This window comes from Thermodesulfatator atlanticus DSM 21156 (genome assembly GCF_000421585.1).
Lineage (GTDB): Bacteria > Desulfobacterota > Thermodesulfobacteria > Thermodesulfobacteriales > Thermodesulfatatoraceae > Thermodesulfatator > Thermodesulfatator atlanticus.
The window spans coordinates 1-12,210 of the sequence record NZ_ATXH01000001.1 but is presented as its reverse complement, the minus strand read 5'-3'; the positions used below and the strand labels follow the sequence as shown (position 1 = coordinate 12,210).

The window sequence follows — 12,210 nt, the reverse complement described above, 5'->3', positions numbered from 1 at the left end:
GCACAAATTGAGTTAAAAAGCATTTTGTGAAAAAAAATTCTTGTTATTTAAAACTATTCTCTTTAAAACGATGTTTTTCGATAAAAAACGCTTGAAACTCATAAAAATGATTCATATCTTCTAAAAAAAGTAAGGGAGGGAAATTATGAATTGGAAAATCCAAAAAATCTTATTCCCTTTTGATGGCTCCGAAGAGGCAGCTATTGCTTTTGACCCGGCTATTTATTTGGCAAAAAAAGAAAATGCAGAAGTGATTTGTCTTTACGTAATACACTTACCAAGCCTATGGGCTGCACCTATCGACGTAGAGCGAGAAGATCTAATAGCAACCCTCAGAATAGATGCTGAAAAAGCCCTTGAAAAAGCTGTTAAAAAATTTGAAGAAGCTGGCATCAATATTAGCAAAGTTGTGCGCGAAGGTTCTCCTTCAACTGAGATTGCCAAATTGGCTGCTGAAAAAGATGTTGACCTTATCGTCATGGCTAGCCACGGAGCGCATAGCACCAAAAGCTACTTGGGAAGTGTTGCGCGCGGGGTTCTTGATCGCACTAATAAAACTGTACTGATCGTTAAGTCTCCTGAGTTGCCAGATCCCTTTGCTATACCTTAAAGCTTAGTTGCGGCAGTTTTCGCAAAAGCCCTCAAGATTGACTCGTTTATATAGAATTTTAAATCTGGAGCTGATCTCTTCCGGTACATGTAATTCATCATAAGGCTCGTGATAAAAATCGAAGATCTTGCCACATTTCAAACACCGAAAATGATGGTGGGGTTTAGTGTTGGGGTCAAATCTTTTGGGATCTCCGTGCCCTTCTATTATCCTTGCCAGGCCAAGTTCAGCAAACAAAAGAAGAGTTCTGTTAACCGTATCAAGCGAAATATTAGGGAATCTTTTTTTTATACGCTCATAGACAACAACTGCTGAAGGATGATCATCTGCTTTTAGCAATTCTTGATAAATTGCTATGCGCTGAGGAGTTACCTTGATACCGTTTTTCTGACATATTTTTTTAAATTCCTCTAAAAGCTTCTCCATGTACGTTACTCCAGTAAAAAGTCTTAATAATTTGTTATTAATAGGGGCATTTTTGAGTCAACATTCTTTCGGGATCCGTTCCTATTTTTCAGAACGAAAAATAAGAACGTATTCCTTAGAGCATTGTCAATTAAAAAATGCTTCCAGTAATAGATTTTCTTATATAAGAACTGCTACGACAAGTCAAGCAAAGGAAATAAAAGCGCCCTAATCAATGCCCCAAAGGTATTTTGATTCCCAATGTTTTGCAAAGACTTTTATCGATGATACTTTTTATTTAAAAATCATAGGTGTTTTACAAAGGTCTTCTAAATTAAAGGAGGAACGCTATGAAAGTAGTGGCCTTTAACGGAAGTGCCCGCAAAGACGGAAATACCGCCATCCTTTTAAAGATTGTTCTGGGTGTCCTTGAAGAAAACGGCATAGAAACAGAGCTTATCCAGCTTGCAGGCCTTAATCTTTCAGGCTGTGTTGCTTGCTACAAGTGCTTTAAAGAAAAAAACAGGCGCTGTGCCCAAAAAGATGACCCCATAAACGATTACATTGCCAAGATGGAAGAGGCCCACGGCATTCTCCTTGGCTCGCCGGTCTATTTTGCCGATCTAACTGCCAATATGAAGGCGTTGATTGAACGGTGTGGCATGGTGGCCCGCGCCAACGGGGATATGTTTCGGCGTAAGGTTGGTGCCTCGGTGGTGGCGGTAAGGCGAGGAGGCGCGGTTCACACCTTTGACTCCCTAAACCACTTTTTCCAGATCGGACAGATGATCGTGGTTGGCTCCTGTTACTGGAACTTAGGACGAGGAAAAAATATAGGCGAAGTGGAAAAAGACGAAGAAGGCATAAAAACCATGAAAATCCTTGGAGAAAATATGGCCTGGGTCCTTAAAAAGCTTTACGGGTAAATGGTCGGGAGGGAGTGTCCACCTAATTATAATTCAAAATGAACAAATCAAGGTGGGTGGACATTCCCGAATAAAACCAGCAAGGTTATCGTTTTCTATAAATTCCTCAATATGCGTGCGGGTTTTTGCGCATAGGGATTTTCCTTATAAGACTACCTCTTTATCCAAAGGATCTATCCTTTTAATCCATGGAACAGCGTCAAAATCTTTATCCGCAGAAAGGAGATATTTTAAATTCATTTTTTGCATAAAACCAACTATCAAAGCATCATTACCTATCAATCTGTAATCGTGCATTGTATCAGGCAATTTTTGCAAATCTTTAAAAGTGAAATCAAATATTGAGAATCTGAAATCCTCGCACATCTCAATAATTTTCCGACAATCTTTAGATAACTCTATTATCAGGGAAGGATTATTTTTAAGCTTTTTTAATGTATTTTTCTCAAAGCCGAAGCGTGCTCTTGCCAATAAAAGACACATTTTAAAAATAACTTCGTCGAGAATCCTTACAGTAATAAGAAGTTTGAGCTTTCTATCTACTGAGGCACGGAAAATTTCTTTAATTAAAGGACTTTGGCCAGTAAGGAAATAAATAAAAGCATTACTATCCACCAAAATCTTACGACCATAAAAGGATTTAATGTCAGATCTCATAATAAATCTCTTCGTCAAGAGCGATTTCATCCACCAAGTTCTTATCCTCTATTTTCCATAAACCATAATATTTATCCACAACCGATTCCTGCTGGCGCTTCTTCTCTTTATATATCTCAAGTGCTTTCTGTTTAATTTCTTTGTAAGTAGGTGTTCTATTCTCCTTTAGAAGTTCCAGAATAGCCTCGCGCAGTATAACCTTGATGTGCTTTGGAGCCTTGAGTTTCCTTGGTTTTCTGTCAGAAACGGATTTCCTTATTTTGAGAACCAGTATTCCTTCTTTGGCGAGTTCTTCTTTGACCTCGGCAATATAACTATCTTTGAAGGTTGCTGGAGATGAAATTTGCCGCATAGTCCTTTCCCTCTTATTCAGTCTTTTACAGGATAAGCCGATTCGTAAAGACTGTCAAATTTGAGACTGATTACTCCAGCACTACACGCACACCTTCCCTGAGGAGTTTCTCCAACTCTTCTTTGAGTACGTGTTTGTAAAGGAAAACCAGGGCGTTCAGGGCTTGACTTTGGGACAACTTTTCTTGACATCGAATAAGATGCATGGTAGGGGCCTGAATTAGAAGGTGGGTAATAAACCAATTTCTAAACTCATCATCGCCGCTTAAAATAAAATGTTAGCGCTACTGAAGGATAAAATACATGGGTTATAGAATAACGACTATTGAAAACTTACCTGTAATTCCTGGGATAGACTTATATGTTTTCGTTTTAGGAAATTATGAATGGCAAGGTGGATACAGAGAAATCATCGAAAAAAATTTTAGTAAATTAGCAAAAAATCTTGGACCCAAAGCGGCGATAGTGGCAGGACATGACGGAATCAATTTAACGAATGAATTAACAAGATGCTTACATAAGCGTTTGCCTGATTATAGAATGCTTGAATCGTTAGTTCGCAAAGCAGACCGTTCTGGTACATCTCTCTTGTTATTAGGAGCGCATCCAAATGAACTTACAGAAGAAGATCTTGTACTCTATGCTCCAATATCAGAAATTGATATGAAATTTAATGAATTGGAAATTTTCTTTGATGAATTATGTCGTTTTGCCATAGACAAAAATGAATCCTTCTTGAAGAGATTTGAAGAAAAAAACACTAAAATAGTAGATTGTTTAGAAGCAATAGAATTAAAACCCACTTTTTTTGGTATAGGAATTAACATCAATTTCTTTATTGAAAAAGTATTAAAGAGATACAATCGCTAACAATTGTGTTCAGTGGACTGGCATTCCGCTGGCGCTCATTCCAGCCACTGACCCAAGACGTTAGATGATGATCATTACAGATTTTTATTATTTTATTGACTATAAAGGAGAATGTAATCCTCCATCTCTTTCTGAAGTAGAAAAATTGGCTAAAAATGACATAGTGACAGTTTTATTATTAGATAATAATGTATGTCAAGATTTAGCATTATTCTATATTAACCGTGATAAGTTACCTCCCAAGCAAGCCAATAAAGTTGAAACTCTTATGCTATTAATAGATCATTCAAAAGTTGATGTTATTGTTTATCTTGGAATATTAGAATTAGCTACGGATCGTGCAACTTTGACTGTCAACAATGAAAAATTTCTGTCTTTTTCTAAAAAAATTTTGAATTTATTATCCTCTTATGAATATACAAAATTTAATAGAAACTTTACTATAGATTATATTATAGACGAGAAGGAAGCTCCTCAGAATGTATACCCTATAATAAATTTATTATTACTTTTTTATGTACATTTATTAAAAATTTATTGTATTTCTAGAGAAGGCTTGAACAAGGAAAAAGCTTTTGCTAATTTAGAAAAATATATTTATTGGGCAGAAAAATTAGGAATTCAGACCATTTACCCCATACAAGTAGCCCTTGCAATATTTGGTGGCGATACAAAAGCAAGGAAAGTTTTGAATATAAAAAAATATAAAGATCCTTTCCAAAGTATTTGGGGAGCAGCTTGGGATCTTTTCTACTTATTTATTGTCCAACAATATTCTATAATTTTTCCCTTAAATAAAATTTACCATAGAAGTATTTTTGTAACAAATGACGCGGCCTGTTTTGATATAGCATCCTGTTTTTCTTTTAGAGGTGCTATCAAAGAAAATGATCAAATTATAACTATCTTGGGAGAAATTTTAGTGGAATATCCTCATTTTAAAAATCAATATGAGAAAGTCAGAAAGCTATTTAACGATATAAAACATAAACAACTATTTAGGATTATCAAGAGAATGAGTGATTCATCAAATTTCAAATACATAAAGAGATTAAAAGAAGAAAAAGAAAGATTAGAAGTAGAAATAATGAAATATTTCTAATCACAAAACAAACTAAATCCAGAATATATTAATATGGGGATCTGGTTTTATTGTGCTGTAATTGCTAATAGTGAATATAGATTGAAACAATCATTACAAAATATAAATGAGACCTTTGCAAAATCCTTGATTATCAGGCTCTCTCATGCTATTTCTAAGTGAAAAACTAAAGGAGTCAATCAATGTTCAAGAAAAATAACGGACAGCTCACTATCGGCGAGCATCTCATGTACCAAAATCTTCCCGAAGACATCCTCTCTCGCATCAATAAGCTTATTGATTGGCATCCCTTAGAACAAATCCTTGCCGCCCTCCATCCGGCCATAGTCGGCCGCAAAGCCTATAATCCCGTCCTCATGCTCAAAATCCTCATCATCCAGCAAATCTACGGCCACTCCGACCCCGAAATGGAACTCATGCTCAAAGGCAACCTCTTCTATTGCCGCTTCCTCGGCCTCTCAGCCATAGACTCCATCCCCGACCATTCTACCATCTCTCGCTTCCGAAAGGACCTTAAATCCATGAATCTTTATCGCCGTTGTTTCGATGAACTTAAAAGCTCTCAAAAAATCAAAAAGTACGCCGAGCTATCTCGTACCAGGGGAGGTAGTAGAGCTCGGTCTTTTCGCGGGTTTCGGAGAAGGGCTGGCCGCGGTGGAGGATGAAAGCCCTCTTCGATGCGTAGCGTTTGAGGAAGCTCAGGAGGCTTTTTCCCGGGCTTTTGGCCACGCCGGCCTTTACCTCTACTGGAAGGGGCTTACGGTCTTGAATTACAAAATCCACCTCCGCCCCGGATTTGCTGCGCCAATAGTTCACCTCCAGGCCCTTTTTGAAGAGCTCCACGGCGATGGCGTTTTCTACCAAAGTACCTTGATCCGGCCTTTCGGAAAGGGGCCGGAAATCTCTGGCAAGATAGTTCCTCAGGCCTAGATCCCAAAAGTATACCTTGGGATTTTTTACGATCTCAACTCGACGGTTGGTGTAGAAGGGTTTCAAGAGCTTGATGATATAGGTCTCTTCCAGGATGGCTAGATGTTTCTTGAGGGATGGGACAGAAAGTTCGGCCAATGGGGACAGCTCCTGGTAGCGAACAAGGTTTCCGATCTGCAGGGCCAGGGCCTTGATGAGTTTTTGAAGATGGCTCTCCGTGGCCAGGCGGAAGAACCCTCGTATGTCCTTCAAAAGGTAAGTTCTAAGAATATTTTTGAGGACTTCCTGTCTTTCCTTGTGGTCTTTAGCTAGTACCACGCGGGGATAACCACCGTAGAGGCAATATTCCTCAAAGATTTGAAGGAACCTTTCGTGCAAAGAAGGGGGTAGAGGAGCGCCCTCTGAGAAGAGTTCAAAGAGTTTGGGATCTTTGGCCCACAGGATCTCCCCGAAAGAGAAGGGATAAAGCTCGAAGATGAAGATCCTCCCCACCAAGAAGGAAACCGTTTTTAAACTGATTTCAAGACTTGACGAACCGGAGATGAAAAATTTGGCTTCATAGTGATCGTAAAGGAACTTGAGTTTCTGGCCACCGTCTTGGCTGTATTGAAATTCGTCAATGAAGATAAAACGTTTGCCCTCGATATAGAGCCTAGCAAAAGCCTTGACGTCTTCCTCAAAGAGGGCCAGTACTTCGGGATCTTCAAAATCTAGAAATATTTTGGGCCCGGGAACCCTTTCGTAAAGACGTTTTAGAAGGGTAGTTTTGCCCACCTGGCGGGCGCCGAGGACGGCGATGATCTCCGGGGCCTCCAGATACCGGGTAATCTTCTCTTCCAAAAAACGTGGAACATAAATTTTAACCCTACTGTTTTGAAGCATAGTTTCATTTTAACAGGGTTATTTTAGAAGCGAAACCATCCATACAAATTTGAGACCTTTGCAAAACACCTTTTCTTAAGGCCCGTTCAAGCAACCGTTCCTATTTTTCGTTTCGAAAAAATGGGAACGGATCCCTTGCAGTGGTGGTTGCAATACTGATCTAGGCAATTTCGCAAAGCTCTCAGATAGAAAAAGATATTCCCTTGGCTCCTACATTATTCAAAGGTCTCCAGAAGTATAATCCCTTCCCTTTTTCCAGATCGGACAAAATGATCGTGGTCCTGCTACTGGAATCTAGGACGTGGGAAAGACATTGGTGAAGTGAAAAAAGACGAAGAAGGCCTTAAAACACATCCGCATGGAAGAATACCGAAAGAATTAATCTGACTGAAACCAGTACCACGGGATACATGGTGTGAAAAAAAGGAGATGTCTTCAATTTCAGGGTAGTGAGATAAGATGGTCGGGACGGCAGGATTTGAACCTGCGACCCCTGAGTCCCGAACCCAGTGCTCTACCAGGCTGAGCCACGTCCCGAACCACCACTAATAATAAATTGCTCACAAAGGGTGTCAACCTCGGCGACGGTGAAGACGCATGAGGGCGTGAAGGACGGTCTGTTGTTGAATGCGCTTGTAATCTACCTTGGGGACACGCCCGTCTTCTAGTTCTTCTAAACGTTTGGCTTTGCTCTTTTTGCTACCAAAAACTTCTATCTTTTCTACAATCTTTTGGTAGTAGTATTGGTCTTTTTCAAGCTTTATAGGCCGGCTGCGAAACTGATTAAGCTTCATTATCAAGTAATTCAACTTGCGAATCTGCTTTAGTTTGTGTTCTTCATCTTCCAGGTGTTCGATAAGGTCTTCAACGGTCCGGATCTCTTTTAAAAGTTCTACCTCTGGTGGCAGAAACCCGGCATTTTTAAGCACCTTGTACGCCAACCGGAGCTCTTGCGGAATATGGCTTAAATCTTCAAGCTCAAGAGGCTTTCCCTTACCGGGGAGATTTTCAAACTCCCCTCGCTTGATAGCGTCCTGGATACGCTGTTCAGCAAGCCTTTGGAAAACCAAAAGGGACATTACGACCCCTTGTCAGACAAATTCTCCGAAAACCTGGCTAACTTAACCTGAATAAAATCTACCACTTCAGGCGCAGGCTTAAGACCGAGTAATTTTTCGTAGTACTTAAGTGCTTCTTTCTTTTTGTTGGCAAGTTCAGCGGCTCGGGCCAAATCCCAATAAGCAACTTTTTCGAGACCAATATGAGCCTTAGCTGCTTCCTGGTAAAACTTTTCCGCTTCGTTAAATTTTCGCTGTTCTTCCTTTAGGTAACCTACACCCAAGCTAGAGAATTCTTTAAGAGGGATTTTGGCCTTTTGATTGATCTTTTCAAGTTCCTTTAAAGCGAGGTCTATTTTGCCTTTCGCAAGGTACTCGTCAAAAAGATCCATTCGGGCTTCAAGGGCTGCTGGTGTCCCTGAGTATTTTTTGACAACATCATTTAAAATCCTCGTGCGTGTTTGTTCATCTTTAGTCATCAAGGCCTGAGCATAAAGAAGCGCGGCGTCATCTGCCTTTTTCTTGCGGTAATAATCAAAACCAGACCAGGCCGCTACCACTAAAACGATAGCAATAGCCGCAGCAATGATTTCTTTTAAATGGGAACGTGCCGCTTCAACCCATCTTTCATGAAGCACTAAAAGTTCCGGCTCTGAAGCTGTTTCGGTCTTTTTTTTCTCTTCAGCCATTATCCCTTTCCTCCGAAATAATCATCCCAGCGGAAAATTAAGGGTTCAACACCTTCTTTTAAAACGCCATGATCAAGGATGTCACCAATGAAAAGCACATGGTCCCCTGCCTCACAGGTTGATACTACCTGGCATTCAAAATAAGCAATAGCATCTTTTAGCACCGGTGAACCTTTAAGGGCCGTGGTATAGTCGATGCCTTCGAATTTGTTTACCTCGCGTCCGCTTTTAAAACCAAAGTGCTTAGCAAGCTCTACCTGGCCTTCGCCCAGGACATTGATGCAAAAGATGCCTGAATTCTGAATAAGGTCGTAGGTGTAGCGCTGAGGGGCTATGGCCACTGAAAGAAGCCTTGGTTTAAAGGAAACCTGGCTGACCCAGGCCGCGGTCATCCCGTTAATCTTTTCACCGTCCCTTACCGTAATTACAAAAACACCTTGGGGAACATATTTCGTGATAAGTTGTTGTAATCCCATGCCTCCCTCCTTTAGGTCGTATGCTTAAATCATAAAGAAAAATCAGGGATAAGAAAAGCCTTAAAGTTCCTTTGGCGGAAGGCCAGAAAGGGCCTCTGCCAGAGAAGCGGCTTTTTCAGGGGGCATGGCCGCAAGAATGCGGGCTACTTGTTCGGTTTTAAGGGCCGAAAGGATCTTGATAGCCATGTTGGGTTCCATGGCCTCAAGGAGTTTAGCAGCCTTTGAAGGTTTCATGTTCCCATAGGCCCCTACCAAAAGCTTAAAACGCTTGGTTTTGATAACACGAAGTTCATTTAGTTTTTTGTCAATTTCTTCTTCAAGGCTTTCAAGGGCGGCAATACGCCTTAAAACCTGCTCTTCTAATAACTTCAAATCAGCTTGCTTTTTGGAAAGAGATTCTTTTTCCCGGGCGATTTGTTCTTTTTCAAGGCGTAAGGCCTCATAAAGGGCCTCTGGGCAGGAAAAAGGAGAGCCTTGCTCGCTTTTTTGGGCCTCAGCATAGGCCTTTGACACAGGAGACGGAAGAGCAATCTTTCCCTGTTTAATGAGAAAAAAATAACATCCGGTGACTCCTAGCTTGAGCAAAGCCAATATCAAAAGAAAAGGCATCAGTTTAAGCGTTTTCATCTCCCCTACCCCTCATAATGATGATGTCTTCTACGGTTTTGGTTTCTTCTGCTAAAAGCTCCCTCAAAAAGGCCTTCTGAGCCCTTTCCCAAAGACGCTCTGCAATCTGGCGGTGCTGGTGGGCCTTGATGGTCTCTCGCCGTAAGTTCTCTAGCTCTTTTCGTTTTCGTTCTAGGATTTTTTCTACTTCTTCTTTTTCAGCAAGGAGCTTTTCTACATGTTGATAAACAGCCTTTATCTCCTCACCTGAGAGAACCTTTCCTGAAATTTCATCAAAAATCTTCTTAGGCCTTGCACTTACCTCTTTGAGCATGTTTTCAAGGTCTAAAAGCGCCTGCTGAGCCTGCTGAAACCTTTGCTCTGCCTGTTGTTCTTTTAATTCCCGCACCCAAAGAAGAGTTTTCAGCGCTTTGCTTGGCCTTTTCATTGTGTGACCTCAAGAAGCTTTTTAACGCTTTCTTCAAAAGTTGCTTTTTCATTTACGTCCTGGCGTAAAAAAGCATTTATGCGGTCAATTTTGGCAAGGGCCTTATCAATTTGGGGATTACTTCCTTTAACATAGGCCCCAATGTTAACTAGGTCTTCAGCTCGGCGATAAATGGCAAGGGTGTTAATGAGCTCTTTAGCGGCATTTATTTGCTGAGGAGAAACCACATCGCGCATCACCCGGCTCACACTTTGAAGCACATCAATGGCCGGATAATGCCCCTGATGAGCAAGCTCACGGGTAAGAACAATATGCCCGTCAACAATAGAGCGCACCGCGTCAGCCACAGGTTCGTTAAAATCATCCCCTTCAACCAGCACGGTAAAAAAGCCAGTGATGCTTCCGCCGCCCACCTTAGGCCCAGGGCGCTCAAGAAGCCTTGGCAAGGCCGCAAAAACAGAAGGGGTATAACCCCTTGCCGTAGGTGGCTCCCCTACAGCAAGACCAACCTCACGCCCTGCCATGCAAAAACGCGTAAGGGAATCCATCATAAGAAGAACGTCTTTGCCAAGATCGCGGAAATACTCAGCAATAGCCATGGCCAGATAAGCCCCGCGCATACGTAGGGGTGGGGGTTGATCAGAGGTAGCCACTACCACCACCGAGCGCCTTAGGCCTTCTTCCCCCAGGTCCCTTTCCAGAAACTCGCGCACTTCACGTCCGCGCTCGCCAATGAGCGCAATAACGTTTACATCGGCTTTGGTGTGCCGCGCCATCATACCAAGAAGTGTTGATTTCCCCACACCTGAGCCAGCCATGATGGCCACTCTCTGCCCTTTGCCTACAGTAAGAAGGGCGTTAATAGCCCTTATTCCCACGTCAAGAGGTTCTTTAATGCGTTCCCGCTCAAAGGGCTTTAAAGGCTCAGCATAAAGGGGATAAAGTTTTTCCAGGCGCGGAAGCACTTTGCCGTCAAGGGGTTCTCCCAAGGCATCTACCACCCGGCCAAGAAGGGCTTCCCCTACCCTTACCCCGCTTTGCGGTCTCACAAAAACTTTGCTTCCAGGTTCAATGCCACGAGGGTCTCCAAAGGGGATCAGAAGTACCCTTTCATCCTTAAAACCTGCCACTTCGGCAAGGATATTTGGCCCGCCATTTACTTCTATCTCACATAGCCCGCCTACACTCACGTTTGGGCCCTGCGCTTCCACCACTAGCCCCACTACCCTTTTTACCTGGCCACAGACAGTGACCGGCTCGATATCTTTAACAAGGGAGATATAGGCTTCTAGGTTAGGAACCTTCACGATCCAACCTCGCAAAAATTTTTCGAAAACGACGTTCAAGCGTGGCATCTACCAGGCCAAAATCGGTTTCAAGGAGGCAACCTCCGCGTTGTAAGTTGGCATCCGGCACAATCTCAAAGTCTTTAAGCTTGCTTATTTCTCCCCTTAACTCGTTCAAAATATCGTCTAAAAACTCCATGTCGTCTGGGTGAAGATGAATCTTCACGCGGGTTTGTTCAACCACGTGCAAAAGCGCCTCACGCAAAGAAGCTTTGACTACTTCGGCATTAAGAGCCACTTCACGTTGAACAATCTGGGAAACAATAGTCTTAACCAGCAAAATGAGCTGGGGTTCAAGAGAAAGAACATGCTCTTCGATAGTTTTTTCAAGATTTTTAAGCAGTGCCGAAACCCTTGTCGTGAGGGTTTCATATTGTTTTTTGGCAAGGGCCTCACCGTCTTTTTGCCCCTGGGCAAAGCCTTTTTCATAGGCCTCTTGCTCAATAAGGGCAATGCGCTGGGATACTTCCGGATGAGCACGCAAATCTTCAATGCTTAATTGGGAAATATCAAAGCTTTCAGCCTCGCTCTCTGTTTCTTCAGGGAGATTTTTATTTTCTTCTTCAGTTATGATCTCTTCAGAAGATACGTTATTTTCAATGGTTGAAACATTTTCTTGATCTATCTGTTCATGTTTTTTTTGTTGTTCAGCTCTTTTTCTTTCGATTTCTTGCCAGGCTTCCTCGGGCAAAAGTTCGCAAAAGGCACTGAAATTTTCTTCTTTTTCTTCAGGGAGAAAGAAATTAAAAACCTTGGTTTTTCCGCCTTTGATTATCTTAGACAAATTCATCCTCCCCTACGGCCAGCACAATTTTTCCTTCTTGTTCAAGGCGTTTGGCCACTTTGATAATGTT

Annotated in this window: 15 protein-coding genes, 1 tRNA gene and 1 pseudogene; 5 read left to right on the top strand and 12 right to left on the bottom strand. The window is 41.9% G+C overall.

What is annotated here, in order from left to right:
* Positions 1-145 precede the first annotated feature (145 nt).
* Positions 146-610: a universal stress protein gene (locus tag H528_RS0100095; protein ID WP_022852315.1), complete on the top strand. Its 465-nt coding sequence runs from the start codon at positions 146-148 to the stop codon at positions 608-610.
* A gap of 3 nt (positions 611-613) precedes the next feature.
* Here H528_RS0100095 and H528_RS0100090 read toward each other — a convergent pair whose 3' ends face one another.
* On the bottom strand, positions 614-1,036 hold the full coding sequence (locus H528_RS0100090; RefSeq protein WP_022852314.1) for a Fur family transcriptional regulator: 423 nt from the start codon (positions 1,034-1,036) through the stop codon (positions 614-616).
* A 329-nt stretch (positions 1,037-1,365) separates the two neighbouring features.
* Here H528_RS0100090 and H528_RS0100085 point away from each other — a divergent pair, with 329 nt between their 5' ends.
* Complete coding sequence (locus H528_RS0100085; RefSeq protein WP_022852313.1) at positions 1,366-1,941, top strand: flavodoxin family protein; 576 nt, start codon at positions 1,366-1,368, stop codon at positions 1,939-1,941.
* Positions 1,942-2,085: 144 nt separating this feature from the next.
* Here H528_RS0100085 and H528_RS0100080 read toward each other — a convergent pair whose 3' ends face one another.
* Positions 2,086-2,598, bottom strand: coding sequence for a type II toxin-antitoxin system VapC family toxin (locus tag H528_RS0100080; RefSeq protein WP_022852312.1), 513 nt, complete (start codon positions 2,596-2,598; stop codon positions 2,086-2,088).
* Entirely contained in the window at positions 2,588-2,950 is a 363-nt protein-coding gene (locus tag H528_RS0100075; RefSeq protein ID WP_022852311.1) for a hypothetical protein, read from the bottom strand. The genes H528_RS0100080 and H528_RS0100075 overlap by 11 nt, the downstream gene beginning before the upstream one ends.
* A gap of 302 nt (positions 2,951-3,252) precedes the next feature.
* Between H528_RS0100075 and H528_RS0100070 the strand changes: the two genes are divergently transcribed.
* The 3 genes and pseudogenes from H528_RS0100070 to H528_RS14230 form a co-directional block, all read left to right on the top strand.
* Entirely contained in the window at positions 3,253-3,819 is a 567-nt protein-coding gene (locus H528_RS0100070; RefSeq protein WP_022852310.1) for a hypothetical protein, read from the top strand.
* Positions 3,820-3,883: 64 nt separating this feature from the next.
* Positions 3,884-4,921, top strand: a complete 1,038-nt coding sequence (locus tag H528_RS0100065; RefSeq protein WP_157608046.1) for a hypothetical protein — start codon at positions 3,884-3,886, stop codon at positions 4,919-4,921.
* A gap of 182 nt (positions 4,922-5,103) precedes the next feature.
* A pseudogene (locus H528_RS14230) lies at positions 5,104-5,478 on the top strand (transposase); the annotation flags it as partial.
* A gap of 13 nt (positions 5,479-5,491) precedes the next feature.
* Here H528_RS14230 and H528_RS11930 read toward each other — a convergent pair.
* From H528_RS11930 to H528_RS0100010, 9 genes are all read right to left on the bottom strand, one after another.
* The gene (locus H528_RS11930; protein WP_022852306.1) at positions 5,492-6,733 is read right to left on the bottom strand and encodes an ATP-binding protein; all 1,242 of its coding nucleotides are present in this window, start codon (positions 6,731-6,733) and stop codon (positions 5,492-5,494) included.
* Between the two features lie 460 nt (positions 6,734-7,193).
* A tRNA-Pro gene (locus H528_RS0100045) sits at positions 7,194-7,270 on the bottom strand.
* A gap of 35 nt (positions 7,271-7,305) precedes the next feature.
* Entirely contained in the window at positions 7,306-7,812 is a 507-nt protein-coding gene (locus tag H528_RS11925; protein WP_022852305.1) for a DnaJ family domain-containing protein, read from the bottom strand.
* Entirely contained in the window at positions 7,812-8,480 is a 669-nt protein-coding gene (locus H528_RS0100035) for a tetratricopeptide repeat protein (RefSeq protein ID WP_022852304.1), read from the bottom strand. Before H528_RS0100035 ends, H528_RS11925 begins: the two co-directional genes overlap by 1 nt.
* Positions 8,480-8,956, bottom strand: coding sequence for a flavin reductase family protein (locus H528_RS0100030; protein ID WP_022852303.1), 477 nt, complete (start codon positions 8,954-8,956; stop codon positions 8,480-8,482). Before H528_RS0100030 ends, H528_RS0100035 begins: the two co-directional genes overlap by 1 nt.
* Before the next feature lie 60 nt (positions 8,957-9,016).
* Complete coding sequence (locus H528_RS0100025; protein ID WP_022852302.1) at positions 9,017-9,583, bottom strand: MotE family protein; 567 nt, start codon at positions 9,581-9,583, stop codon at positions 9,017-9,019.
* Entirely contained in the window at positions 9,570-10,010 is a 441-nt protein-coding gene (locus H528_RS0100020) for a flagellar export protein FliJ (protein ID WP_022852301.1), read from the bottom strand. Before H528_RS0100020 ends, H528_RS0100025 begins: the two co-directional genes overlap by 14 nt.
* A complete protein-coding gene (locus H528_RS0100015; RefSeq protein WP_022852300.1) occupies positions 10,007-11,317 on the bottom strand; it encodes a FliI/YscN family ATPase in 1,311 nt (436 codons plus the stop codon). The genes H528_RS0100020 and H528_RS0100015 overlap by 4 nt, the downstream gene beginning before the upstream one ends.
* Positions 11,304-12,140 carry a FliH/SctL family protein gene (locus tag H528_RS0100010; protein WP_022852299.1) on the bottom strand — a complete coding sequence of 279 codons (837 nt, stop codon included), beginning with the start codon at positions 12,138-12,140 and terminating at the stop codon, positions 11,304-11,306. The genes H528_RS0100015 and H528_RS0100010 overlap by 14 nt, the downstream gene beginning before the upstream one ends.
* Positions 12,141-12,210 lie beyond the last annotated feature (70 nt).

Coding starts and splice junctions, on each gene's coding strand:
- H528_RS0100065 (WP_157608046.1), top strand. CDS start 3,884: ATGATGATCATTACAGATTTTTATTATTTTATTGACTATAAAGGAGAA.
- H528_RS0100080 (WP_022852312.1), bottom strand. CDS start 2,598: ATGAGATCTGACATTAAATCCTTTTATGGTCGTAAGATTTTGGTGGAT.
- H528_RS11930 (WP_022852306.1), bottom strand. CDS start 6,733: ATGCTTCAAAACAGTAGGGTTAAAATTTATGTTCCACGTTTTTTGGAA.
- H528_RS0100070 (WP_022852310.1), top strand. CDS start 3,253: ATGGGTTATAGAATAACGACTATTGAAAACTTACCTGTAATTCCTGGG.
- H528_RS0100085 (WP_022852313.1), top strand. CDS start 1,366: ATGAAAGTAGTGGCCTTTAACGGAAGTGCCCGCAAAGACGGAAATACC.
- H528_RS0100095 (WP_022852315.1), top strand. CDS start 146: ATGAATTGGAAAATCCAAAAAATCTTATTCCCTTTTGATGGCTCCGAA.
- H528_RS0100025 (WP_022852302.1), bottom strand. CDS start 9,583: ATGAAAACGCTTAAACTGATGCCTTTTCTTTTGATATTGGCTTTGCTC.
- H528_RS0100020 (WP_022852301.1), bottom strand. CDS start 10,010: ATGAAAAGGCCAAGCAAAGCGCTGAAAACTCTTCTTTGGGTGCGGGAA.
- H528_RS0100075 (WP_022852311.1), bottom strand. CDS start 2,950: ATGCGGCAAATTTCATCTCCAGCAACCTTCAAAGATAGTTATATTGCC.
- H528_RS0100090 (WP_022852314.1), bottom strand. CDS start 1,036: ATGGAGAAGCTTTTAGAGGAATTTAAAAAAATATGTCAGAAAAACGGT.
- H528_RS0100030 (WP_022852303.1), bottom strand. CDS start 8,956: ATGGGATTACAACAACTTATCACGAAATATGTTCCCCAAGGTGTTTTT.
- H528_RS11925 (WP_022852305.1), bottom strand. CDS start 7,812: ATGTCCCTTTTGGTTTTCCAAAGGCTTGCTGAACAGCGTATCCAGGAC.
- H528_RS0100035 (WP_022852304.1), bottom strand. CDS start 8,480: ATGGCTGAAGAGAAAAAAAAGACCGAAACAGCTTCAGAGCCGGAACTT.